Source organism: Streptomyces sp. NPDC033165 (genome assembly GCF_055577965.1).
The window spans coordinates 131,079-155,426 of sequence record NZ_JBVIPK010000005.1; the positions used below are offsets into that span (position 1 = coordinate 131,079).

Sequence of the window (24,348 nt, forward strand, 5' to 3'; positions counted from 1 at the left end):
CGGGCCGCCCTGGGGTGAACGGCCCGGGAGGGCACGAAGTGCCCGCCGCCCGGAGGGGGATCCGGACGGGAATCGCGTGGGTGTCAGCCCGGCAGTTCGTCGGCCAGAGCCCGCAGCGCGAGCCGGTAGGAGCCGATGCCGAACCCGGCGACCGTGCCGCTGGCCACCGAGGCGATCACCGAGGTGTGCCGGAACTCCTCCCGGGTGTACGGGTTGGAGATGTGCACCTCGATCAGCGGAGCGGTGCGCTGGGCGGCCGCGTCCCGCATCCCGTACGAGTAGTGCGTGAAGGCACCCGGGTTGAGAACGACCGGAATCGAACCGTCCGCCGCCTCGTGGAGCCAGCGGATCAGCTCGCCCTCGTCGTTGGTCTCTCGCACCTCGACGTCGAAGCCGAGCTCCTTGCCGAGGGTCGTGCAGACCTCGACGAGTCCGGCGTAGGAGGTGGCTCCGTAGACGTCGGGCTCGCGGGAACCGAGCCGGCCGAGGTTGGGGCCGTTCAGGACGAAGACCGTGCGGGTCACGCGGAGACCTCCCCGTAGGCGGCGAGCAGGACGGCCGGATCGGGGCCCTCAAGGACCGTGGGCTTGCCGATGCCGTCCAGGACGATGAAACGCAGCAGGTCGCCGCGGGACTTCTTGTCGACCTTCATGTTCTCCAGCAGCTTGGGCCACTGGTCGCCGCGGTAGGCGAGCGGCAGGCCCACCGACTCCAGGACGGTCCGGTGCCGGTCGGCGGTGGCGTCGTCCAGGCGTCCGGCGAGCCGGCCCAGCTCGGCGGCGAAGACCATGCCGATGGAGACGGCCGCGCCGTGGCGCCACTTGTAGCGCTCGTTCTTCTCAATGGCGTGGCCCAGGGTGTGACCGTAGTTGAGGATCTCGCGGAGTCCGGACTCCTTGAGGTCGCTGGAGACGACCTCGGCCTTGACCCGGATGGACCGCTCGATCAGCTCGGCGGTGTGCGGTCCGGCGGGCGTACGAGCACCCTCGGGGTCGGCCTCGATCAGGTCGAGGATGACCGGGTCGGCGATGAAACCGGCCTTGATGATCTCGGCCATGCCGGAGACGTAGTCGTGGACCGGCAGCGAGTCGAGCGCGGCGAGGTCGCAGAGCACACCGGCCGGGGGGTGGAAGGCGCCGACGAGGTTCTTGCCCTCCGCGGTGTTGATCCCGGTCTTGCCGCCGACGGCCGCGTCGACCATGCCGAGGACGGTGGTGGGCACCGCGACCCACCGCACCCCGCGCAGCCAACTGGCCGCGACGAAACCGGCCACGTCCGTGGTCGCGCCGCCGCCGACGCCGACGATGACGTCGGTGCGGGTGAAGCCGGTCTGGCCGAGCGCCTTCCAGCAATAGGCGGCGACCTCGACGGTCTTGGCCTCCTCGGCGTTCGGCAGCTGGATGGCGATCGCCTCGTAGCCCTGATCGGCGAGGTCCTGGCGGACCGCCTCACCGGTCTCGGCGAGCGCCTCGGGGTGCAGCACGGCGACCCGCTTGGCGCGGTCGCCGATGAGCTGGGGCAGCTCGCCGAGGAGCTGGTGGCCGACGAGGACCTCGTACGGGTCGGAACCCGCCGTGCCGGCGACCTGGATACGGGTGGTGCCCTGCTGCGTCATGCCGGTGTTCTCCACGCCGGGGGCCGCTGCGCCCTCCGGCAGTTCCAGTGCGTCGATGATCGCCTGGGCGACCTCTTCGGGGGTGCGGTCGTCGGTGGGGACGACCGTACGGGCGACCTCTTCGTACAGGTGGCGGCGGGCGTCCATCAGCTCGCGCCACTGCTTGCGCGGATTGACCGCGAGGAGCGGGCGGGCGGCGCCCAGCCCGACGCGGCGGACGGCCTCCTCCACGTTCATGGAGAGGTAGACGACCGGGCGGTCCGCCAGCAGTTTCCTGGTCGTCTCGTCCAGGACGGCCCCGCCGCCGAGGGAGAGGACGCCCGAGTGTTCGGCGACGGCCGTCGCGACGGCCCGGCGCTCCAGGGCGCGGAAGTGCTCCTCGCCCTCGTCGTAGAAGATCTCCGCGATCGGTTTGCCCGCCTCGGCGACGACGTCCGCGTCGGTGTCCCGGTAGGTGGTGCCGAGCCGGGCGGCGAGCAGTTCGCCGACGCTGGACTTTCCGACGCCCATCGGGCCGACGAGGACGACCAGGGGGCCGCTCATCGGATCTGGAGGTGGTCGAGGTACGAGCGCACGTTGCGGTGGGTCTCGGCCACGCTGTCGCCGCCGAACTTCTCCGCCACCGCGTCGGCGAGGACCAGGGCGACCATCGCCTCGGCGACGATACCGGCGGCCGGAACGGCGCAGACGTCGGAGCGCTGGTGGTGGGCCTTGGCAGCCTCGCCCGTGACGACGTCCACGGTGGCCAGGGCGCGCGGCACGGTCGCGATGGGCTTCATCGCGGCGCGGACCCGCAGCAGCTCGCCGGTGGTCAGCCCGCCCTCGGTGCCGCCGGAGCGGCCGGAGGTGCGCTTGATGCCGTCGTCGGTGGCGACGATCTCGTCGTGCGCCTTGGACCCGGGGACCCGGGCCAGCTCGAAGCCGTCACCGACCTCGACGCCCTTGATGGCCTGGATGCCCATGAGCGCGGCGGCGAGCCGGGCGTCCAGGCGGCGGTCCCAGTGCACGTGCGAGCCGAGCCCGACAGGCACCCCGTACGCCAGCACCTCGACGACGCCGCCGAGCGTGTCGCCGTCCTTGTGAGCCTGGTCGATCTCGGCCACCATCGCCTTGGACGCGTCGGCGTCGAGGCAGCGGACGGGGTCCGCGTCCAGCCGGTCCACGTCGGCGGGAACCGGGTAGACACCGTACGGCGCCTTCGCGGCGGCCAGCTCCACGACATGGCTGACGATCTCGATGCCCGCGGTCTCCTTCAGGTAGGAGCGGGCAACGGCCCCGAGGGCGACGCGCGCGGCGGTCTCCCGGGCACTCGCGCGCTCCAGGACCGGCCGGGCCTCATCGAAACCGTACTTCTGCATCCCCGCCAGATCCGCATGGCCCGGACGCGGCCGGGTCAGCGGGGCGTTACGGGCCAGCTGGGCCAACTCCTCCGGGTCGACCGGGTCGGCCGACATGACCTGCTCCCACTTGGGCCACTCCGTGTTGCCGACCATGACAGCGACCGGAGAGCCCATGGTGAGGCCGTGGCGTACGCCACCGAGGAAGGTCACCTCGTCCTGCTCGAACTTCATCCGAGCACCGCGGCCGTAACCGAGCCGCCGCCGGGCGAGCGCCTCCGCCACCATCTCCGTCGTGACGGGGACGCCGGCGGGAAGCCCCTCCAGCGTCGCGACGAGTGCGGGGCCGTGCGACTCCCCCGCGGTCAGCCAGCGCAACCTGCTCAACGGGTCTCCTCATGCTCGCGCCTGGAATCCAGCGGCGCGACCGGGTGCGCGGCCCTGGCCCGCCGCCTTTGATCCTCCCATGACCGGGGGCGCGGTCCGGCCGCCGGTCCAGCAGACGGACGGCCGAGGCCGCTGCCCGGTGCGTCAGCGGGCCGCGAGCGCGGCTTCCCCGGCCTGCCGCATGGCGACCAGCGGGCCCGGAACCCGGCCGGTCATCTGCTCCACCTGCAACAGGGCCTGGTGCACGAGGAGGTCGAGCCCACCGACCACCGTCCCGCCGCGCGCCGACCAGGCGGCGGCGAGCGCGGTGGGCCACGGCTCGTAGAGCACGTCGAAGAGGATTCCCGGGGCGTCCGGCACGCCTTCGCCCAGGGTGTCGGTGCTGCCCGCCGGGGTGGTGGCGATCACCAGCGGTGCGTCCAGCGCCTGCGCGGCGTCCGCCCAGGCGGCGATGACGACGTCGACCCCGAGCCGCTCCCCCCAGGCCCGCATCTCCGCCGCTCGCTCAGGGCTGCGCACGTAGGCCGTGACCGGCCCTGCGCAGATCACGGCGAGTGCGGCGAGTGCGGAGGAGGCGGTGGCCCCGGCGCCGAGGACGGCGGCGGATTCCACTTTGTCGACGCCGCGTTCACGCAGTGCGGCGATCATGCCGGGGATGTCCGTGTTGTCGCCGACCCGTCGGCCGTCGCCCGTGAACACGACCGTGTTGACGGCCTCCACCGCGGCGGCCGTCGTACTGATCTCGTCCAGCAGCGGGATGATCGCCCGCTTGAGCGGCATGGTCAGGGACAGCCCCGCCCAGGAGGAGTCCAGTCCTTCGACGAAGCCGGGCAGCGCAGCCTCGTCGATCTCGAACCGGTCGTAGGACCAGTCGTCGAGGCCGAGCTCGGCGTAGGCGGCGCGGTGCAGGACCGGGGAGAGCGAATGGGCGATGGGCGAGCCGAGAACGGCGGCCCTGCGCGTCGGGGTCACTGGCTGGCCTTCTCCTCTTCGTATTTACGCCGGTTCTTCTCGTGCTCCTTGTTGGTCACCGCGAAGACCGTCTTGTCCTCGTTGATCGAGACGAAGTAGTACCAGGGACCCGGCGTGGGGTTCATCGCCGAGTGCAGGGCGTCCGCACCCGGGTTGCTGATCGGGCCCGAGGGCAGGCCAACGATCTTGTACGTGTTGTAGGGGTCGTCGATCTTCCGCAGGTCGTCGACGGCGCCGATGTCCAGGGTGCTCTGACCCTTTATGTAGTTGATCGTGGAGTCGAACTCCAGTCGGCCGACCGTCTCCATGTTGCCCGGCTTGAGGCGGTTGTAGACCACCCGCGCGACCTTGTCGAAGTCGTGCTTGTACTTGCCTTCGACCTGCACGAGGCTCGCCACGGTGACGAGCTCCCACGGGTTCTTCAGGCCGAGTTTCGTCGCCGTGGCTTCCAGGTCGAGCTTCTTGTACTCCTTGTTCGCCCGCTCCACCATCCGCTTCAGCGCGGTCTCCGGCTTCGTCCCCTTGGCCACCGGATACGCCGCCGGGTACAGGAAGCCCTCCAGCGGGTCCTTGACGTCCGGGTTGTTGTCGGCCCAGTCGGGCAGGCCCAGAGACTCCGCCTTGGTCTTGGCGACCTTCGCCGTGGTGCCCTTCTCCAGCCCGAGCCGCTTGTCGAGGTTGGCGTAGACCGTGACGTTACGGGTGCCCTCGGGGATCACGAAGATGTTCTGGCTCTTGGGGTCGAGCATCGTCTTGACCGCGTTGGCCGCCGACATCTCCTGGTTCAGGAGGTAGACGCCCGCCTGGATCGACTTGCCCTTGGGGTTCGCGTTCTGTGCCGAGACGAAGGCGTCGACGGACTTGATGACACCCTTCTTCTGGAGGGTGTTCGCGATGTCGTAGCCGAGCGCGCCCTCGGGGATCTCGACCTCGACCTGAGGGCCGGTGCCCGTGCCCGCGTAGTCGGCCGGGGCGCCGAACTGCTTCTTCCAGAAGGTGTAGCCGACGTACGACACGCCCCCGAGGCCGCCGATCAGGACGGCGGAGACCACCAGGCAGGCGCAGCCGCTGCGGTTCTTCCTCTTCTTCTTGCCCTTGCCGCCGCGGCGGTCACTGCCGTCCCGGTCCCGGCGCGAGGCGCGCGATCCGTCGTCGTCCGGGTCGTCGTCGTCGTCACGCGGCTCGCGGCTCGCGGGCTCGTCGGCACCCGTGAAGAAGGGGTGCGTCTCCTCCTGCGGCCTGTCCGGGTCCCAGTCCGTCGACGGCTGTTGCTGTGGTTGCTCCCGCTGGTGCTGTTGTTCGGAGTCGCGGCGGCCCGGCGGCTGCGGGGGCGGGTAGGCCTCCGGCGTGCCGTAGTAGTCGTGCGACGCGTCGTAGCCGGCGGGCTGCTGCGCGTACGGGTCCTGGGGCTCGGCTCCGTACGGCATGGCGGCCTGCCGGCCGGTGTCCCAGCCGCCGTCGTACTGCGGCTGGGACACCGACTGCTGCGCGTACGGGTCCTGGTGGGGCGTCCCGTACTGCTGCTGGTACTGCTGATCCTGCTGCGGCTGCTGCGCGTACTGCTGCTGGTGCTCGTCGTACGGCTGCTGCTGCGGGTACTGCTGGTGGTTCTGGTGCTGCTGCGCGTACGGGTCCTGCGGATAGGACTGCTGCTGGTCGCCGTACTGGCTCTGGCCGTGGGCAGCCTGCTGGCCTCCCCATCCCTGGTCCCCGTACAAGGGGTCCTCGGGATGCCACGGTTCGGAGCCGGGGCCCCGGCCATACTCAGTCATCGATCCCCTAGAGCCGCGAGACGACGTTCCGTCTCTTCGCTTCGCTGTGCGGTGTCTGTTCGAACCACCGACGCATCGCGCGGAACGTTACCGTATCGCGATCAGACAACCACTTCGACGCCCTCGCCCGGGGGATTGCCTGACGCCCGTTCGGACTCCAGAGCGTTCTGGAGGATCACCACAGCGGCAGCCTGGTCGATGACAGACCGGCCCTTCTTGGACTTCACGCCCGAGGCGCGCAGCCCTTGACTGGCCGTCACTGTGGTCATCCTCTCGTCCACGAGCCGCACCGGAACGGGTGCGATCGAACGGGCGATCACCTGGGCGAAATCCCGGACCTTGGCGGCCGCGGGGCCCTCGCCCCCGCCGAGGGAGCGGGGCAGGCCGACGATGACCTCGATCGGCTCGTACTCCTCGACGATGGCCGCCAGCCGCCGGTGGGCGGCCGGGACATCGCGTCCCGGCACGGTCTCCACCGGCGTGGCCAGGATCCCGTCGGGGTCGCACGAGGCGACCCCGATCCGGGCGTCCCCGACGTCGACGGCGAGCCGTCGGCCCCGGCGCATCCCCGTCATCGCGCTCGTCACGCCGTCTCGGTGACGAGGCGCTCGACCGCGGCGACGGCGTCGCCGATGGCGGCCGGGTTCGTGCCGCCGCCCTGGGCGACGTCCGGCTTGCCGCCGCCACCGCCGCCGAGCGTCTTGGCGGCCGTGCGGACGAGGTCGCCGGCCTTGAGGCCGCGCTCGCGGGCGGCCTCGTTGGTGGCGATGACCGTGAGCGGGCGGCCGTTGGCCGTGGTGAACAGGGCCACGACGGCCGGGCGGCCGCCCTGGATGCGTCCGCGCACGTCCAGGACCAGCTTGCGCAGGTCGTCGGCGGAGGTACCGTCGGGGACCTGGCCGGTGACCAGGGCGACGCCCCGGACGTCCTTGGCGGAGTCGACGAGCCCGGCGGCGGCCGCGAGGACCTTCTCCGCGCGGTACTTCTCGATCTCCTTCTCGGCGTCCTTGAGCTTGCCGAGCATGCCCGCGATCTTCTCCGGCAGCTCCTCGGGACGGCCCTTGACCAGCTCCTGGAGCTGGGCGACGACCGTGTGCTCCTTGGCGAGGAAGTTGTAGGCGTCCACGCCGACGAGGGCCTCGATGCGGCGCACGCCGGAGCCGATGGAGGACTCACCGAGCAGCTTGACCAGGCCGAGCTGGGCGGTGTTGTGGACGTGGGTGCCGCCGCACAGCTCCTTGGAGAAGTCCCCGATGGTGACCACGCGGACCCGCTCGCCGTACTTCTCACCGAACTCGGCGATGGCTCCCTGCTTCTTGGCCTCGTCGATCGACATGACCTCGGCCTGGACGTCGAGTTCACGCGAGAGGACCTCGTTGATCCGCTGCTCGACATCGGTGAGGACCGTGCCGGGGACGGCGGCGGGCGAACCGAAGTCGAAGCGGAAGCGGCCGGGTGAGTTCTCCGAACCGGCCTGGGCGGCCGTCGGGCCGAGCGCGTCGCGCAGCGCCTGGTGGGTGAGGTGCGTGGCGCTGTGGGCGCGGGCGATGGCCCGGCGGCGGGTGGCGTCGATGGAGGCGAAGACGGGGGCCCCGACCGTGACCTCTCCGACCTGGACGACGCCCTTGTGGACGTGGACGCCGGGGACCGGCTTCTGGACGTCGCGGACCTCGATCACCGCGCCGGTGTCGAGCCGGATGCGGCCGGTGTCGGCGAGCTGGCCGCCGCCCTCGGCGTAGAAGGGGGTGCGGTCGAGGACGACCTCGATCTCGTCGCCCTCGGTGGCGGCGGGCGAGGGGACACCGTCGACCAGGAGACCGACGATGGTGGATTCGCCGACGATCGAGGTGTAGCCGGTGAACTCGGTGGCGCCGGAGGTGTCGGCGACCTCGCGGTAGGCGGACAGGTCGGCGTGACCGGTCTTCTTGGCGCGGGCGTCGGCCTTGGCCTTGTCGCGCTGCTCCTGCATGAGGCGGCGGAAGCCGTCCTCGTCCACGGAGAGCCCCTGCTCGGCGGCCATCTCCAGGGTCAGGTCGATCGGGAAGCCCCAGGTGTCGTGGAGCAGGAACGCCTTGTCCCCGGCGAGGACCTTGCCACCGGCGGCCTTGGTCTCGGTGACCGCGGTCTCCAGGATGTTGGTGCCGCCCTTGAGGGCCTTGAGGAAGGCGGCTTCCTCGGCGAGCGCGACCGTCTCGATACGCTTGCGGTCGGTGATCAGCTCGGGGTACTGGAGCCCCATCGTGTCGATCACGACGTCGACCAGGGCCTTGACGACCGATCCGGTGGCGCCCATGAGGCGCATGTTGCGGATGGCCCGGCGCATGATGCGGCGCAGGACGTAGCCGCGGCCCTCGTTGCCCGGGGTGACCCCGTCGCCGATGAGCATCACCGACGTACGGATGTGGTCGGCGACCACGCGGAGCGAGACGTCGGTGGACTGCTCGGCGCCGTAGCGGACGCCGGTCAGCTCGGTGGCCTTGTCCATGACGACGCGCAGGGTGTCGGTCTCGTACATGTTCTGTACGCCCTGGAGGATCATGGCGAGGCGTTCGAGGCCGAGACCGGTGTCGATGTTCTTCGACGGCAGGTCCCCGAGGATCGGGAAGTCCTCCTTGCCGTCACCGGCACCGCGCTCGTACTGCATGAAGACCAGGTTCCAGATCTCCACGTAGCGCTCGTCGTTGACGGCCGGGCCGCCCTCGACGCCGAACTCGGGGCCGCGGTCGTAGTTGATCTCGGAGCAGGGGCCGCAGGGACCGGGGACGCCCATGGACCAGAAGTTGTCCTTCTTGCCCAGGCGCTGGATGCGTTCGGCCGGCACGCCGATCTTGTCGCGCCAGATGGCCTCGGCCTCGTCGTCGTCGAGGTAGACCGTGATCCAGAGCTTCTCCGGCTCCAGGCCGTATCCGCCGTCCTCGACGGAGTTGGTCAGGGCCTCCCAGGCGAGCTGGATGGCCCCTTCCTTGAAGTAGTCCCCGAAGGAGAAGTTGCCGCACATCTGGAAGAAGGTGCCGTGGCGGGTGGTCTTGCCGACCTCTTCGATGTCCGGTGTACGCACGCACTTCTGCACGCTGGTGACGCGCGGGGCGGGCGGCTTGACCTCGCCGAGGAAGTACGGCTTGAAGGGAACCATGCCCGCGGGGACCAGCAGCAGAGTCGGGTCGTCCGCGATGAGCGACGCCGAAGGCACGACGGTGTGACCGCGCTCCTCGAAGAAGCTCAGCCAGCGGCGGCGGATTTCAGCCGACTCCATTAGTGGTCCTCATTCCGGTTGTTCGACTTGTAGGGGAGCTTGCGGTACGTGGTGACGGCGGGCTCGGGCGCGTCGACGGCGTAGAGCCGCTGTACGGGGAGTTCGGGGTCGACCGGCGCCTGGAGGCCCAGGGCGCCGCCCAGTTCGGCTTCGCGCCGGACCATGCCCGCACGGACGTCGAGGGCGAAGTCCTTGAGCTTGTGGCCGGTCTCGATCGCCTTGTCCGCGGCCTGCGCGGCGAGGCTCTCGGGGGTCAGCTGCCTGAGCTTGCGGTTGACCTTGGTGGTGGCCCAGACGCCGGCGGCTGCGCCGGCGGTGAACCAGAACGTGCGGCGGAACATCGCTCGATCAGTCCTTCTGTCCGCGGGGGTTTCGGCGGTCGCGCCTGCGTCCGCGCGCGGACGGCACGGTCCGGCCGACGATCACCGTACGGCGGGCGGAGGAACGGCCACGCGCCGGTTCCGGTTCGGACTCGGGGGCGGTGCGGCGGCCGAGGGCCTGCCGTACGCCGTAGCCGAACGCGGCGACCTTGACGAGCGGTCCGCCGAAGGTGGAGGCGACGGTGGTGGAAAGCGCGGAGGCGTTGGAGGCGACCTCCTGGACGTCGCTCGCGATGGCGTCGACCTTGTCGAGCTGCGTCTGCGCGGAGCGCACCGTCGCCGAGGCGTCGGCGAGCAGCGGGACGGCCTGGTCGGTCACGTCCGCCACCAGCTTGGTGGTCGCCCTGAGCGTCTGGGCGAGCCTCACCAGCACCACGGCGAGGAACGAGACCAGGATCGCCCAGAAGACGGCCACGAGAATCCCGGCCACCTCTCCACCGGACACTGTGCACCGCTCTCTGCTCGTCGATCGGCCCCGGAGCCGGGGCCTGTCTCCGTCGGTACGGCCGGGTTCCTGCCCCCGCGCGCGCCCGATCGTCGTCCCACGAGCCTATCGCGCCGTGCATCGCCTCCCCTACCGCATTCTCGGCGGCCAGGGCGGGAGTTGCCATAACGAGATTGTACGGAGAGCTTTCAAGCCAGTACCCTCCGTGTTCCATGCGACGCCTGCAGGGCCCCTGCCCCCAGCCCGACGATCCTGATGACCGCACCTCCGCCGCCTCCGGCCGTCTCCCGGCCGACCTGAACCGGTTCGTGGGACGGGAGTACGAACTGGCCGAGGTGGCCGGGCTCCTGGAGGAGTCCCGGCTCGTCACGGTCGCCGGAGTGGCGGGCGTGGGCAAGACCCGGTGTGTCACCCGGGTCGCCGCGCTTGTGGAGAAACGGTACTGCGACGGGGTCCGACTGGCCGAGCTGTCCACCGTCCACCACCCCGACCTGCTGGAACACGCCTTGATCGACGCACTGGGGCTGACCGATCACACGAGCAGGCCGCCCCGCGCCACCCTCGTCGAATATCTGTCCGGCCGCCGGATGCTGCTGGTCATCGACGGCTTCGAGCACCTCGTGGACGGCTGCGCCGACCTCGTACGCGAACTGCTGCGCCGGGCGCCGCGCCTCCAGGTGCTCGCAGCCGGGCGCTGCCCCCTCCGGGTGGACGGGGAACGGACGTTCCCGCTCGCCCCGATGTCCGACGAGGACGCGCTGGAGCTGTTCACGGAGCGGGCGCGCGCGGTGCGGCCGGGCTGGGCACCCTCACCGGGAGAGCAGGCGGCCTCGCTGGAGCTGTGCCGCCGCCTCGACGGGATTCCGCTGGCGCTCGAACTGGCCGCCGGGCGGCTGCGGGCCCTGTCGGTGGATCAGGTGCTGCTGCGGCTGGACGACCGGTTCCGGCTGCTGACCGGCGGCCGTCGCGCTGCGCCGCCCCGCCACCAGACGCTGCGTACGGCGATCGGCTGGAGCCATGAGCTGTGCACGCCCGAGCAGCGGCTGCTGTGGGCGCGGCTCTCGGTGTTCGCCGGACAGTTCGACCTGGAGGCCGCCGAGTACATCTGCGGCGGGGTGGATCTGCCCGCCGAATCGGTGCTGGACGTGCTGGACGAGCTGCTCGCCCAGTCGGTGGTGGAGCGCGAGGACGGAGCGACCGGGGCCCGCTACCGGCTGCTGGACACGGTCCGTGAGTACGGGGCGGAGTGGCTGGCAGCCACCGGGGACGCCCAGCGGCTGCGGCGGCGCCACCGGGACTGGTTCCTGGGGCTCGCGACCTGGTGCGAGCTGGACTGGTTCAGCCCCCGGCAGGCCGAGGTGGCGGCACGGATCGACAGCGAGCTGCCCAATCTTCGCCGGGCGATGGAATGTTCGATGGAAAGCTCCGACGAGGTGCATCTGGCCCAATATCTGGCGGGTACCCTGTGGTTCTACTGGGCCGGCTGCGGGCGGCTGTCCGAAGGCCGGCACTGGCTGGACCACGTACTGGAGGAGCCGTCCCCGCACGATGCCGCCCGGCTCAAGGTGCTGTGGGTGCTGGGCTATGTCGCGGTCCTCCAAGGCGATGCGGTGGGCGCGATCTCGGCGCTCCAGGAGTGCCGGGAGGAGGCCGAGCGCACCGGTGACGCGACGGCGCTGGCGTACGCGGTGCACCGCACGGGCTGTCTGGCGATCGTGACGGACGACATGCCGCGCGCCGAGGAACTGCTGCGCGACGCGCTCGGCCGGTACCGCGAGATCGGCGAGCTGAACAGCAACGTGCTGATGGCGCAGGTCGAGCTGGCCATGGCGGTGGCGTTCCTGGGCGATCTGGACGCGGCGGCGGTGATCTGCGACGAGGTCCGGGAGATCTGCGAGGACCACGGGGAGCGGTGGGCGCTGGCGTACGCGCTGTACGTCCTGGCGTTCGCGGCGCTCCAGCGGGGACGGCCCGCGCGGGCCCGGCAGATGCTCGGGGAGTGCCTGGCGATCGGCCGTACGTTCAACGACCTGCTGGGCACCGTGCTCTCGCTGGAGCTGCTGGCGCTGGTGACGGCGGTGGAGGGCGACGCCGGTGAGGCGGCGGTGCTCCAGGGTGCCGCGGAGCGCATCTGGCCGTCGGTGGGACTCCAGCTGTTCGGCTCGGTCCACTACGGGCGGCCACGGGTCGAGTGCGAGCAGCAGGCGCGCCGGGAGCTGGGGAACGCCGCGTACGAGGAGGGGCTGCGGGCGGGTCGGCGACTGGATCCGGACGCCGCGGTCGACCGGGCCCTGGCCGGCGGCGGGGCGTCCAAGGCGCCGGTCGGGGGCGGGGTGCCCGCGCCGGGCGAGTCCGGGGGAACGCGAAGGCCCGCCGCCTCCCGGATGACCGGAAGGGGCGGGCCGGAGCGCTGGTGAGAGCGGCTACGCCTGGATCAGCGGGCGTAGTACTCGACGACGAGCTGCTCGTCGCAGATCACCGGGATCTCCTTGCGGTTCGGGTCCCGGTCCAGGCGGAAGGCCAGGGCCTTCAGGTTCACCTGGAGGTAGCGCGGGGTCTCACCGTCGGTGTCGTAACCACCCTCGCGGGCCACCTGGAAGGGGACCTTGGAGCGGCTGCGCTCGCGGACCTGGACGATGTCGTCCGGGCGCACACGGAAGGACGGCTTGTCGACCTTGCCGCCGTTGACCTCGATGTGGCCGTGGACGACCATCTGACGGGCCTGGTAGATGGTGCGGGCGATGCCCGAACGCAGGACCAGGGCGTCGAGGCGGCGCTCCAGCTCGACGACCAGCGCCTCGCCCGTCTTGCCCTCGGCCTTCTTGGCGCGGTCGTAGGCGCGCGCCATCTGGCGCTCGCTGATGTCGTACTGCGCACGCAGGCGCTGCTTCTCCAGCAGACGGACCTTGTAGTCCGAGTTCTGCTTGCGGCCACGGCCGTGCTCACCCGGCGGGTACGGACGAGCTTCGAAGTACTTGACAGCCTTGGGCGTCAGGGCGATGCCGAGGGCACGCGACTTCTTGACCTTGGGACGCGACTGGTTAGGCACGTTCTCCAGACCTCCGTTGTAGGTTAGGTTAGGCTTACCTTACTCAAGGAGATCGCATGTCTCGCCCTGGGAACACCACTCACGTCACGGACAGCACAGACAGCGGCAGCACCTCTTCTGAGGGTGCTGCTACGACGGAAGGCCGATCTGATCGTGGTCAGCCGCGTCCCAGCGGGCTTGATACCACTCGGATGCCGTCAGCAGCCGAGCGCACACGAACTCTCGTACAGAGTACCTGCTCCGCGCTGCTGGTCGTACCGGGGCTCGATCTGGCCCACACCGAAGCCCTGGTCCCGGACAGCAGGAGCGTGGGGCCGGAGGGGGACCTGTTCCTCGAATTCCCCGCGGACTCCCCGGCGGTACGGGCCGCGACGCACGCCCAGGGCGACGAGCTGACGGCTGTGCTGGAGCTCACGGACGTCGCCCCCGTCTCCGTCCCGCACCGGATCCGGGGCCGTGCCTGGGTCTCCGGCTGGCTCACCTCCGTACCCGGTATCGCCGAGCCGGGCCGGATGATGCTGCGCCTGGAGTTCGGCGAGGCGTACGTGGATGATCTCTGGGGCGCCGAGGACATCGATCCGGAGGACTTCCGCGACGCGGCCCCCGACCCCCTGGTCCCCCACGAGACGGAGCTGCTCCAGCATCTGCACTCCGCCCACGACGAGCGGATGCGCACCCTGTGCGGACTGCTCGGCGAGCGGACCGCCCGGGCCTGCTCCTCCCACCAGCCGAGCGCCGTGCCCGTGGCGCTGGACCGCTTCGGGCTGCGGGTCCGCTTCGTCGAGGACAAGGGCTCGTGCTTCGACGCCCGCTTCGAGTTCCCCGAGCCCGTGCGGGACGTCACCGGACTGCGCCGGGCGATGCACACCCTCTTCGAAGCGGCCTCCCACTGACCCGCGCCCGGAAGCGGGGCGGGTCCGGTCAGGACGCGCCCTCGGCCGGCTCCTCGCCGCCCGCGCGGCCCAGCCGCTCGCGGACCCGCTCGACCACGTCCGCGTACCGCGCCTCCGCGCCATAGCGGGTGGGGGTGTAGTAGCACCGGTCGCGGACCGCGTCGGGGGCGTACTGCTGGGCGGCGATGCCGCCCTGGACGTCGTGCGGATAGACATAGCCCTGGGCGTGGCCGAGCTTGGCGGCGCCCTGGTAGTGCCCGTCGCGCAGATGCGCCGGGACGGGTCCGGCGAGCCCCTTGCGTACGTCCTCCTGGGCGGCGGAGATCGCGAGCGTCGCCGCGTTGGACTTGGGCGCGAGCGCCAGGGCGATGGTGGCGTGGCTGAGGGTGAGCGCCGCCTCAGGGAAGCCGATCATGGCGACGGCCTGGGCCGCGGCCACCGCGGTCGGCAGGGCGGTGGGATCGGCCAGGCCGATGTCCTCGCTGGCGGAGATCATCAGCCGCCGTGCGATGAACCGCGGGTCCTCGCCCGCCTCGATCATCCGGGCCAGATAGTGCAGCGCGGCGTCGACGTCGGAGCCGCGGATGGACTTGATGAGCGCGCTGGCCACGTCGTAGTGCTGGTCGCCGTCGCGGTCGTACTTCACGGCGGCCCGGTCGACGGTCTCCTCGACCGTCTCCAGGGTGATGCCGGCCTCATGCTTCGCCAGCGCCGCGCCCGCCGCCGCCTCCAGCGCGGTCAGCGCCCGGCGCGCGTCGCCGCCCGCGATGCGCAGCAGATGCGCCTCGGCGTCCTCGGGCAGGGTGACCGCCCCGCCGAGGCCCCGCTCCTCGGCCAGCGCCCGGCGCAGCAGCGCCCGCAGGTCGTCGTCGGTCAGCGGCTCCAGGGTGAGCAGCAGGGAGCGCGAGAGCAGCGGGGAGATGATCGAGAAGTAGGGATTCTCCGTGGTGGCGGCGATGAGGGTGACCCAGCGGTTCTCCACGGCAGGCAGCAGGGAGTCCTGCTGGGCCTTGGAGAAGCGGTGGATCTCGTCGAGGAAGAGGACGGTCTCCTTGCCGAAGCCGCCGGTGGCGCGGCGCGCGCCCTCGATGACGGCCCGGACCTCCTTGACGCCCGCGGTGATCGCGGAGAGCTCGACGAAGCGCTTGTTGGTCGCCTTGCTGACCACGTACGCCAGGGTCGTCTTGCCGGTGCCGGGCGGGCCCCACAGGATCACCGAGGAGGCGCCGGCCGGGCCGCCGCTCCCCTCGCCGACGAGGCGGCGCAGCGGCGAGCCCGGCTTGAGCAGATGCTGCTGGCCGACGACCTCGTCGAGGATGCGCGGACGCATCCGGACAGCGAGGGGGCTGCTGGACGGGTCCTTCTCCTGGCGGTCTTCGGCGGCTGCGGTAAAGAGGTCGGGCTCCACGTCATGAAGCCTATGCGACCCCACTGACAGCGCCCCGAAGAGCACCTGCCGAAGCGGTGGGTGGGGTCAGCTGGTCCAGAAGTCCCACCAGCGGGTCAGGATCAGCATGCCGATGATCCCGATCCACATCACCGGGAGCACCCAGGGGAACTCGGTGAGGCCGTTCCGCAGCCAGGCCGGGGCCGGGAGGATGCGGTGCTTGACGTTGTGCGTGGTCACGTAGGAGAACATGACGATCGTGGCGACCCAGGCCAGGCAGCACCACAGGCACAGCGAGTTGATGTTGTACAGCGACTGGTACTGGAGCCAGGTGCAGAAGCCGACGCCGAACAGCGTCCCGGCGTTCAGGCCGAGCCAGAACCAGCCGCGGTAGCGGGCTCCGGCGAGCAGGCCCATCCCGATGGCGATGACCATGCCGTACGTGACCAGCCCGAGCATCGGGTTGGGGAACCCGAACGCCGAGGCCTGCTCGCTCTTCATGATGTTGCCGCACGCGACGACGGGGTTGAGGCTGCACCCGGGGGTGAAGGAGGGGTCCTCCAGCAGCTTGAACTTGTCGAGCGTGATGACCCAGGAGGCCAGGAGTCCGGCCGCGCCGGTGATCACCAGGAGCAGGGCCAGACCGCGTCCGGCCCCGAAGGTCCGCTTCCGGCCGCCCTCGTCCTGGTCCGAGGAGAGGTCGTGGTCTACCGCTGCAGTCGTCATATCGCCGTTCCATCACCGAGTGGTCAACCGGGCAAGGTCATTGTGCCGCACCCCCGCACAGGTCAACCGTTCGATGGACATAAAGGTGTACGCCCGGTGGGCGGGAAACGGCCCGCTCCGCGGGATGCTCTGGACCATGTCAGAACTTGTGGTGAACGTGCGCGGTCTGCGGAAGCGCTATGGCGATGTGACCGCGCTGGACGGCCTGGACCTGGGCATCCCGCGCGGTGAGGTGTGCGGACTGCTCGGCCCCAACGGTGCCGGGAAGAGCACCTGCGTGGGCGTGCTCCAGGGGCAGCGGGACCGGGACGGCGGGAGCGTGGAGGTCCTCGGGGCCGACCCCGCGACCGCCGGCCGGCGGTCGCGGTCCCGCGTCGGGATCGTCTGGCAGGATGAATCCGCGCCCGCCGAGTTGACGGTACGGGAGACCGTGCGGCACTTCGCCCGCTACTACCCGCGCCCGCGCGACCCCGACGAGACCATCGCCCTGGTCGGTCTGGAGGCGAAGGCGGGGGCCCGGACCAAGGCGCTCTCGGGCGGGCAGCGGCGACGTCTCGATGTGGCGCTCGGCGTGATCGGCGCCCCCGAACTCCTCCTCCTCGACGAGCCGACCACCGGCTTCGACCCGGCGGCCCGGCGGCAGTTCTGGGAGCTGATCCGGCTGCTCGCCGACGGCGGCACCACCATCCTCCTCACCACGCACTACCTGGAGGAGGCGGAGGCGCTCGCCGACCGGCTCGTCGTCATCGCCGACGGCACCGCCGTCGCCGAGGGCAGCCCCGGGGAGTTGCGCGCCCGCTACGGCGCCCTGGCGACGGTCCGGTGGACGGAGTCCGACGGCACCCCTCGCGCCGAGGAGACCGCGACCCCGACCCGTACCGTCGCCGCGCTCGCCGACCGCTTCGACGGGGAGGTCCCCGGGCTGCTGGTCACCCGGCCCACCCTGGAGGACGTCTATCTGCGGCTCACCGGACAGCGGGAGGTGACCCGGTGAAGGAGAGCCTCCCCGGGGCCTGGGGACTCGGAGTGCTGCGCGGCGGTCTGGAGCTGAAGCAGTTCTTCCGCCAGCGCGACCAGGTCGTCTTCGTCTTCGCCTTCCCCGTCGTCTTCCTGGTGCTGTTCGCCTCGATCTTCAGCGGCACGGTGGAGGGTAGCGATGTGGCTGTCTCCCAGCTCTATGTGGCCGCGATGCTGGGGGCGGGCATCATGGCGACCAGCTTCCAGTCCCTCGGCATCTCCATCGCGGTCGAGCGCGACGAACGGCAGTTGCGCCGGCTGACCTCCACCCCGATGCCGCCCGCCGCCTACTTCCTGGGCAAGGTGTGGCTGGTCCTGGTCACCGGAGTCCTGGAGGCGGCCGTCCTGCTGCTGGTGGGGGTGGGTATGTTCGGTCTCAAGCTGCCCACGGACCTCCTCACCTGGCTGACGTTCGGCTGGATCTTCCTGCTCGGGGCGACCGGGTGCGCGCTGCTGGGCATCGCGATCAGCAGTCTGCCCCGGTCGGGGCGGAGCGCGGGGTCGGTGGTGATCCTGCCGTTCCTGGTGCTCCAGTTCATCTCCGGGGTCTACATCCCGGCGAGCGAACTGCCCGACTGGATGCTGAACATCGGCGCCCTGTTCCCGCTCAAGTGGATGTGCCAGGGCTTCCGCGGGGTCTTCCTGCCCGAGTCGGCCGCCGTGCTGGAGCAGGCGGGCAGCTGGGAGTTCGGCCGGATCGCCCTGGTGTTGGGCGCGTGGTGCATCGGAGGATTGCTGCTGTGTCTGCTGACGTTTCGCTGGAAGAACCGGCGCGACGGCTGACCGGGGCGGGCGGAGCGCGCGACTCCGACGTCTGGGTCCGGTCGCTGCGCCCCTGGGACGCGTATTTCGCCGTCGTCTGGGCGGTCACGCTCGCGGTGGTCCTCGGTGCCGCCGAGCCCTCGTGGCCGTTGCGGGCGGTGGCGGCCTCGATCGTGGCGCTGAACCTGCCGTGGTACGTCCTGATGGGCCGCCCGGCCATGCTGGACGACACCGGGGACGAGGGGCCCGCCCTCCGCTACGTGGTGGGGGCGGTGCTGCTGTTCCTGCCCACGGCGGTACTGGTGAACGAGACGCAGCTCGTCACGTTCGCGCTGGCCCCGCAGTGCTTCATGCTGCTGCGGCTGCGGGGCGCGCTGTGGGTGCTGGGCATCATGGGCGCGGTGCCGTTCGCGGGCTGGACGCTGCTGTGGCGGCCGTCGGCGGGCGAGACGGTCTTCCGGCTGCTGCTGGCGGTGGCGACCTTCGCGTTCAGCGCGTTCCTGGGGCAGTGGACGATGCGGATCATCGCCCAGAGCCGGGACCGGGCCGCGCTGATCTCCGAGCTGGAGGCGGGTCGCGAGGAGATCGCCCGGCTGTCGGCGGCGCACGGGGCGCTGGCGGAGCGGGAGCGGATGTCGCGGGAGATCCATGACACGCTGGCCCAGGGGTTCACCAGTCTGCTGATGCTGTCGCAGGCCGTGGAGTCGGAGCTGGAGCACGACCTGCCGCAGGCCCGGCGGCACGTGGCGCTGATGACACGGACCGCGCGCGAGAACCTCGCCGAGGCCCGGGCGCTGGTGGCCGGAGGCTCCCCCGCGGACCTGGCCGGTACGTCGCTGGCGGACGCCCTGCGGCGGCTCACCGACCGGCACACCGCGCAGACCGGGTCCCCGGCACGGCTGTCGGTGGACGGCGGTGTCCGCCCGCTGCCGACCGCGTACGAGGTGGTGGCTCTGCGCGCCTGCCAGGAGGCGCTCGCCAACACCCGCAAGCACGCGGGCCCGTCCGTACCGGTTACGGTGCTGCTCGGGTATGCCCCGGACGCCCTGACCCTGTCCGTTCGGGACGAGGGGTGCGGGTTCGATCCCCGGGCGCCCCGCGAGGGCTACGGTCTGGACGGGGTACGGGCCCGGGCCGAGGAGGCCGGCGGCAGTGCGGAGGTCCGCAGCGCCCCGGGCGTGGGGACCTCGGTGACCGTGGCCCTGCCGCTGCCCCCGGTTGTCCCGTCCCCTGCCGTCCCGTTCCCGGACGCCCCCCGAAGGAGTGCCTGATGATCCGTGTCCTGCTGGCCGACGACCACCCCGTCGTACGGGAGGGGCTGCGCGGGATGCTGGAGGCCGAGGCGGACCTCGACGTGGTGGGCGAGGCCGGCAGCGGCCCCCGCGCCGAGGCCCTGTGCGCCGAACTGCTTCCGGACATCGTGCTGATGGACCTGCGGATGCCGGGCGGCGGGGGCGTCGAGTCGATCCGCCGCATCCGGGCGGCGGGGCTGCCGTGCCGGGTCGTGGTGCTGACCACGTACGAGAGTGACGGCGACATCCTTCGGGCGGTGGAGGCCGGGGCGTCCGGCTATCTGCTCAAGGACCTGGGGCGCGGGGAACTGGCGGAGGCGATCCGGGCCGCGGCGCGGGGCGAGACGGTACTCGCGCCGACGGTGGCGACACGGCTGGTGGACCGGCTGCGCGGGGTGCCGGAGCTGCCGCGGCTCTCGGAGCGGGAGACGCAGGTGCTGCGGCTGGTGGCGGAGGGGTGCACCAACGCGGAGATCGGGCGGAAGCTGTTCATCGGGGAGTCGACGGTGAAGACCCATCTGCTGCGGATCTTCGGCAAGCTGGGCGTGAACGACCGGACCGCCGCGGTGACCGGGGCGATGCGCCACGGGCTGCTGTGAGGACTGCGGCGCGGGCGGGAGGACCTGGGGTCCTGCCGCCCGCGCCGCTTTCACGAAGCGGCTCAGCCGAGCCGCTTCGTCAGCTCCGCGACGGCCTCCGCCAGCGGCACCGCGCTCTGCTCGCCGGACTCCATGTCCTTGAGCTGGACGACGCCCTCGGCGAGATCGCGCTCGCCCGCCACCAGGGTGTAGCGCGCGCCCGAGCGGTTGGCGCTCTTCATCGCGCCCTTCAGGCCCCGGCCGCCGAACGCGAAGTCGGCGGCGACGCCCGCGCGGCGCAGCTCGGTGACGACGCCGAACAGCACCCGGCGGGCTTCCTCTCCGAGCGGGACCGCGTACACGCTGGTGGTGACGGGCAGGTCGAGCTCGACGCCCTCGGCCTCCAGAGCCAGGACCGTGCGGTCCACGCCGAGCGCCCAGCCGACGGACGGCAGCGCGGGGCCGCCGATCATCTCGGACAGTCCGTCGTAGCGGCCGCCGCCGCCCACCGCGGACTGGGAGCCCAGGCCGTCGTGGACGAACTCGAAGGTGGTACGGGTGTAGTAGTCGAGGCCGCGGACGAGCTTCTCGTCGTCCTCGTACCCGACTCCGGCCGCCGTCAGCAGCGCGCGGACCTCTTCGTGGTACGCCTTGCAGGCGTCGCAGAGGTGGTCGCGGAGCTTGGGCGCGTCGGTGAGCTGCTTCTGTACGTCGGCCCGCTTGTCGTCCAGGACGCGCAGCGGGTTGATCTCGATGCGGCGGCGGGTCTCCTCGTCGAGGTCGAGGTCGCGCAGGAAGGTCTGGAGCGCTTCCCGGTAGACGGGGCGGCACTCCTTGTCGCCGAGCGAGTTCAGCAGGATGCGGAACTGGCGCAGGCCGAGCGAGCGGTACGCCTGGTCGGCCAGGATGATCAGCTCGGCGTCCAGGACCGGGTCCTCGGTGCCGATGGCCTCGGCGCCGACCTGCGAGAAGTGGCGGTAGCGGCCCTTCTGCGGGCGCTCGTAGCGGTAGTAGGAGCCGGAGTACCAGAGCTTGACGGGGAGGTTGCCCGCCTTGTGGAGGTTGGCCTCCAGCGCGGCGCGCAGCACGGAGGCGGTGCCCTCGGGGCGCAGCGCGAGCTGGTCGCCGCCCTTGGTGGTGAGGGTGTACATCTCCTTGGTGACGATGTCGGTGGACTCACCGACACCGCGCGCGAAGAGCTCGACGTTCTCGAACCCGGGCGTCTCGATGTAGCCGTAGCCGGAGTCGCGCAGGGGGGCGGAGATGGCCTCGCGCACCGCCAGGAACTTCGCGGAGTCCGGCGGGGTCAGGTCGTACGTGCCCTTGGGGGCCTGAAAGGTGCTCACGATTACGTCTCTCGTCTACAGTCCTCGGCGCGGCGCCGCGTCCAGACCGTTCAGGAACGGGTTGGAGGCGCGCTCGCGGCCGATGGTCGTCTGGGGGCCGTGGCCGGACAGCACCACGGTCGAGTCGTCGAGCGGCAGGCACACGCGGGCCAGCGACTCCAGCAACTCGGCGTGGTCGCCGCCGGGCAGGTCGGTACGTCCGACGGAGCCGGCGAAGAGCAGGTCGCCCGAGAAGAGGACCGGCGGAATGTCCGCGGCCTCGGGCATCCCGAACGTCACCGACCCCTTGGTATGGCCGGGCGCGTGCGAGACGCCGAACTCCAGACCGGCCAGGCTCAGCTTCGCCCCGTCGGTCAGCTCCTTGACGTCGTCGGGCTCTCCCACGGTCAGCTCGCCCATGAGCGGCATCCCGATGGAGCGGCCCAGCGCCTTCTCCGGGTCGCTCATCATGTAGCGGTCCTCGGGGTGGATCCAGGCGGGTACGTCGTGGGAGCCGCAGACGGGGACGACCGAGGCGACGTGGTCGATGTGGCCGTGGGTGAGGACGACGGCGACGGGCTTGAGCCGATGCTTCTTCAGCGTTTCCTCGACGCCCTGGGCGGCCTGGTGGCCCGGGTCGATGATCACGCACTCCTCACCGGTGGCGGGGGCGACCAGATAGCAGTTGGTCCCCCAGGCCCCGGCGGGGAACCCGGCAATGAGCACGATCGTCCTTAATGTTCGTCCGGTGGAAGCGGCCGCAGTACAAGGATGCGGCGGATCAGAGCCTACCGGCGCTCCTCATGACACAGGTAACCCATATACGGTACGGGCAGCTCAGGCCCTCATCCGACGACCCACGACGTAACAAGGAGCCCCACCGGTGTCCAGCAGCGAACAGCGGCGACGGCAGCTCGCCCGGGAAAAGTTCGAGCGCCAGCAGAAGCGCCGGGAGGAGGCCCGCCGCAGGACCAGGCGCATCACCGCGATCGTCGCGGCCTCGGTGGCCGTGGTCGCCGTCATCGGAGTGAGCGCGTTCGTCGTGGCCGGCAAGGGCGACGACAAGGACAAGGCGAGCGACGCGGCGTCGAGCCAGAGCCCCGCTCCGGAGCCCTCGGAGAGCGAGAGCAAGGCTCCGCTGCCCCCGATGAAGATCGACAAGAAGGCGACGTACACGATGTCGCTGAAGACCACCCAGGGCGACATAGCGTTCTCGATGGACGCGGCGAAGACCCCGCAGACGACGAACTCCTTCAAGGCGCTCGCCGACAAGGGCTACTTCGACACCACCACGTGCCACCGCCTGACCACCCAGGGCATCTTCGTGCTCCAGTGCGGCGACCCGGACGGCAACGGTATGGGCGGCCCGGGCTACACCATCCCGGACGAGAACCTGGACGCGCTCGGCAAGGCGGGCGACGACGGCAAGGTGACCTTCCCGCCGGGCACGGTGGCGATGGCCAACACCGGTCAGCCGGACTCCGGCGGCAGCCAGTTCTTCCTGGTCTACAAGGAGACGAAGCTCCCGCCGACCTACACCCCGTTCGGCACGATGGACAAGGCCTCCCTGGAGGCCGTCGAGAAGATCGGCAAGGCCGGGGTGGAGGGCGACCAGCCCGACGGCCCTCCGAAGAAGACCGTGACGATCGAGAAGGCGTCGGTCGAGAAGGACTGAACCGGCCGGGCGGCGACCGGCCCGGCCCGAACCGGCCCCGAGCGGAGAATTTCGGCCGCGCGGAGTGCGGACAGCCGGGCGGCCGGTCGCCTAGATTGGCGTTGTGGAGGGCGGGCGATGCCCGCCCCAGGAAACTGTGGACGATGCCCGGGGGCGAACCCCCTAGCAGGCATCAGGTGGAGGAGGCGCTGTGAGCAGCGACCCGTGGGGCCGCGTCGACGAGACGGGCACCGTGTACGTGCGTACAGCCGACGGCGAGCAGGTCGTCGGATCGTGGCAGGCCGGTTCGCCTGAGGAGGCTCTGGCCTATTTCGAGCGCAAGTACGACGGCATGGTCGTCGAGATCGGCCTCCTCGAACGGCGGGTGAAGACCACCGATCTGTCGGCGAAGGACGCGACGACGGCGATCGGCCATCTGCGCCAGCAGGTCGACGAGCACCATGCGGTGGGCGACCTCGACGCGCTGCGCAAGCGGCTGGACGCGCTGGTGGCGACGGTCGAGGCGCGGCGCGAGGAGCGCAAGGCGCAGAAGGCCAAGCAGACCGACGAGGCCAAGCACGCCAAGGAGGCGCTCGTCGCCGAGGCGGAGGAGCTGGCGAAGAGCGAGCAGTGGCGCTCGGCCGGTGAACGGCTGCGGGCGCTGGTGGACACCTGGAAGGGTCTCCCCCGTCTGGACCGCAAGTCGGACGACGAGCTGTGGCACCGCTTCTCGCACGCGCGCTCGGCGTTCTCCAAGCGGCGCAAGGCCCACTTCGCCGCGCTGGACGCCCAGCGCGAGGACGCCCGCAAGGCCAAGGAGAAGCTGGTCACCGAGGCCGAGGCGCTGTCCGGCTCCACGGACTGGGTCGGCACGGCCGCGCGCTACCGCGATCTGATGACCGAGTGGAAGGCGGCGGGCCGCGCCCAGCGCGAGGCCGAGGACGATCTGTGGAACCGCTTCCGCGGTGCCCAGGACGTCTTCTTCGCCGCCCGCAGCGAGGTCTTCGCGGAGCGGGACGCCGAGCAGGGCGAGAACCTCAAGCTCAAGGAGGAGCTCGCCACCGAGGCCGAGAAGCTGGTGCCGGTGAAGGACCTCAAGGCGGCCCGTGCCGCGTTCCGGTCCGTCAACGAGCGCTGGGAGGCCATCGGCCACGTACCGCGTGACGCCCGGCCCAAGGTCGAGGGCCGGATGCAGGCGGTGGAGCGGGCGCTCCAGGAGGCCGAGGAGTCCGAGTGGCGCCGGACCAACCCGGAGGCGCGGGCCCGCGCCGAGGGTCTGACCGGTCAGCTCCAGTCGGCCGTGGACAAGCTGCGCGGCCAGATCGACACCGCGCGCGCTTCGGGCAACAACGCCCGCGCGGACAAGCTGGCCAAGGAGCTGGAGGGCCGTCAGGCGCTGCTGGACCAGGCGCTGAAGGGCCTGGAGGAGTTCGGCGGCTGAGAAAGCCCGTGAAAGGGAGGGGCCCCGGTACGGATCGCGTACCGGGGCCCCTCCCTTTCGCTC

The 24,348-nt window shown here is 71.2% G+C and carries 22 protein-coding genes; 8 read left to right on the forward strand and 14 right to left on the reverse strand.

Annotated features, from left to right (window positions below; all coding sequences use genetic code 11):
* Positions 1–83 precede the first annotated feature (83 nt).
* From aroQ to ACZ5WC_RS14350, 9 genes are all read right to left on the reverse strand, one after another.
* Complete coding sequence (gene aroQ, locus ACZ5WC_RS14310) at positions 84–524, reverse strand: type II 3-dehydroquinate dehydratase (RefSeq protein WP_096630900.1); 441 nt, start codon at positions 522–524, stop codon at positions 84–86.
* Positions 521–2,158: a 3-dehydroquinate synthase gene (gene aroB, locus ACZ5WC_RS14315; protein WP_468541079.1), complete on the reverse strand. Its 1,638-nt coding sequence runs from the start codon at positions 2,156–2,158 to the stop codon at positions 521–523. Before aroB ends, aroQ begins: the two co-directional genes overlap by 4 nt.
* Positions 2,155–3,339, reverse strand: a complete 1,185-nt coding sequence (gene aroC / locus ACZ5WC_RS14320; protein ID WP_468541080.1) for a chorismate synthase — start codon at positions 3,337–3,339, stop codon at positions 2,155–2,157. Before aroC ends, aroB begins: the two co-directional genes overlap by 4 nt.
* A 144-nt stretch (positions 3,340–3,483) precedes the next feature.
* Positions 3,484–4,311, reverse strand: a complete 828-nt coding sequence (locus ACZ5WC_RS14325) for a shikimate dehydrogenase (RefSeq protein WP_468541081.1) — start codon at positions 4,309–4,311, stop codon at positions 3,484–3,486.
* Positions 4,308–6,083 (reverse strand): endolytic transglycosylase MltG, encoded by a 1,776-nt coding sequence (mltG, locus tag ACZ5WC_RS14330; RefSeq protein ID WP_468541082.1) that lies wholly within the window; start codon positions 6,081–6,083, stop codon positions 4,308–4,310. The genes ACZ5WC_RS14325 and mltG overlap by 4 nt, the downstream gene beginning before the upstream one ends.
* Before the next feature lie 101 nt (positions 6,084–6,184).
* Positions 6,185–6,658 (reverse strand): Holliday junction resolvase RuvX, encoded by a 474-nt coding sequence (gene ruvX, locus ACZ5WC_RS14335; protein ID WP_468541334.1) that lies wholly within the window; start codon positions 6,656–6,658, stop codon positions 6,185–6,187.
* An 8-nt stretch (positions 6,659–6,666) separates the two neighbouring features.
* Complete coding sequence (alaS, locus tag ACZ5WC_RS14340) at positions 6,667–9,336, reverse strand: alanine--tRNA ligase (RefSeq protein WP_468541083.1); 2,670 nt, start codon at positions 9,334–9,336, stop codon at positions 6,667–6,669.
* Positions 9,336–9,677: a DUF6167 family protein gene (locus tag ACZ5WC_RS14345; RefSeq protein ID WP_468541084.1), complete on the reverse strand. Its 342-nt coding sequence runs from the start codon at positions 9,675–9,677 to the stop codon at positions 9,336–9,338. Before ACZ5WC_RS14345 ends, alaS begins: the two co-directional genes overlap by 1 nt.
* A 7-nt stretch (positions 9,678–9,684) precedes the next feature.
* Positions 9,685–10,146, reverse strand: a complete 462-nt coding sequence (locus ACZ5WC_RS14350) for a DUF948 domain-containing protein (protein WP_468541085.1) — start codon at positions 10,144–10,146, stop codon at positions 9,685–9,687.
* A gap of 227 nt (positions 10,147–10,373) precedes the next feature.
* Between ACZ5WC_RS14350 and ACZ5WC_RS14355 the strand changes: the two genes are divergently transcribed.
* Complete coding sequence (locus ACZ5WC_RS14355) at positions 10,374–12,578, forward strand: ATP-binding protein (protein WP_468541086.1); 2,205 nt, start codon at positions 10,374–10,376, stop codon at positions 12,576–12,578.
* Positions 12,579–12,595: 17 nt separating this feature from the next.
* Here ACZ5WC_RS14355 and rpsD read toward each other — a convergent pair whose 3' ends face one another.
* Entirely contained in the window at positions 12,596–13,210 is a 615-nt protein-coding gene (gene rpsD / locus ACZ5WC_RS14360) for a 30S ribosomal protein S4 (RefSeq protein ID WP_003970343.1), read from the reverse strand.
* A gap of 191 nt (positions 13,211–13,401) precedes the next feature.
* On the opposite strand from rpsD, the gene ACZ5WC_RS14365 reads away from it, so the two are divergent.
* Positions 13,402–14,103, forward strand: a complete 702-nt coding sequence (locus ACZ5WC_RS14365; RefSeq protein ID WP_468541087.1) for a DUF2470 domain-containing protein — start codon at positions 13,402–13,404, stop codon at positions 14,101–14,103.
* A 28-nt stretch (positions 14,104–14,131) separates the two neighbouring features.
* Here ACZ5WC_RS14365 and ACZ5WC_RS14370 read toward each other — a convergent pair whose 3' ends face one another.
* Together ACZ5WC_RS14370 and ACZ5WC_RS14375 are read right to left on the reverse strand one after the other, a co-directional pair.
* On the reverse strand, positions 14,132–15,511 hold the full coding sequence (locus tag ACZ5WC_RS14370; protein WP_468541088.1) for a replication-associated recombination protein A: 1,380 nt from the start codon (positions 15,509–15,511) through the stop codon (positions 14,132–14,134).
* 66 nt (positions 15,512–15,577) lie between these two features.
* Positions 15,578–16,216 (reverse strand): vitamin K epoxide reductase family protein, encoded by a 639-nt coding sequence (locus ACZ5WC_RS14375; RefSeq protein ID WP_468541089.1) that lies wholly within the window; start codon positions 16,214–16,216, stop codon positions 15,578–15,580.
* Positions 16,217–16,352: 136 nt separating this feature from the next.
* Between ACZ5WC_RS14375 and ACZ5WC_RS14380 the strand changes: the two genes are divergently transcribed.
* The 4 genes from ACZ5WC_RS14380 to ACZ5WC_RS14395 are packed head-to-tail and all read left to right on the forward strand — an operon-like array spanning position 16,353 to position 19,886.
* The gene (locus ACZ5WC_RS14380; RefSeq protein ID WP_468541090.1) at positions 16,353–17,210 is read left to right on the forward strand and encodes an ABC transporter ATP-binding protein; all 858 of its coding nucleotides are present in this window, start codon (positions 16,353–16,355) and stop codon (positions 17,208–17,210) included.
* Positions 17,207–18,016, forward strand: coding sequence for an ABC transporter permease (locus tag ACZ5WC_RS14385; RefSeq protein ID WP_468541091.1), 810 nt, complete (start codon positions 17,207–17,209; stop codon positions 18,014–18,016). Before ACZ5WC_RS14380 ends, ACZ5WC_RS14385 begins: the two co-directional genes overlap by 4 nt.
* Positions 17,974–19,266 carry a sensor histidine kinase gene (locus ACZ5WC_RS14390; protein ID WP_468541092.1) on the forward strand — a complete coding sequence of 431 codons (1,293 nt, stop codon included), beginning with the start codon at positions 17,974–17,976 and terminating at the stop codon, positions 19,264–19,266. Before ACZ5WC_RS14385 ends, ACZ5WC_RS14390 begins: the two co-directional genes overlap by 43 nt.
* A complete protein-coding gene (locus tag ACZ5WC_RS14395; RefSeq protein WP_096630876.1) occupies positions 19,266–19,886 on the forward strand; it encodes a response regulator in 621 nt (206 codons plus the stop codon). Before ACZ5WC_RS14390 ends, ACZ5WC_RS14395 begins: the two co-directional genes overlap by 1 nt.
* A gap of 62 nt (positions 19,887–19,948) precedes the next feature.
* On the opposite strand, the gene hisS is transcribed toward ACZ5WC_RS14395, so the two are convergent.
* Together hisS and ACZ5WC_RS14405 are read right to left on the reverse strand one after the other, a co-directional pair.
* On the reverse strand, positions 19,949–21,211 hold the full coding sequence (gene hisS, locus ACZ5WC_RS14400) for a histidine--tRNA ligase (RefSeq protein ID WP_468541093.1): 1,263 nt from the start codon (positions 21,209–21,211) through the stop codon (positions 19,949–19,951).
* A gap of 15 nt (positions 21,212–21,226) precedes the next feature.
* Positions 21,227–21,916, reverse strand: coding sequence for an MBL fold metallo-hydrolase (locus tag ACZ5WC_RS14405; RefSeq protein WP_468541094.1), 690 nt, complete (start codon positions 21,914–21,916; stop codon positions 21,227–21,229).
* Positions 21,917–22,073: 157 nt separating this feature from the next.
* On the opposite strand from ACZ5WC_RS14405, the gene ACZ5WC_RS14410 reads away from it, so the two are divergent.
* Complete coding sequence (locus ACZ5WC_RS14410; RefSeq protein WP_468541095.1) at positions 22,074–22,865, forward strand: peptidylprolyl isomerase; 792 nt, start codon at positions 22,074–22,076, stop codon at positions 22,863–22,865.
* Positions 22,866–23,055: 190 nt separating this feature from the next.
* Complete coding sequence (locus ACZ5WC_RS14415) at positions 23,056–24,285, forward strand: DUF349 domain-containing protein (RefSeq protein WP_096630872.1); 1,230 nt, start codon at positions 23,056–23,058, stop codon at positions 24,283–24,285.
* The last annotated feature ends 63 nt before the right edge of the window (positions 24,286–24,348 follow it).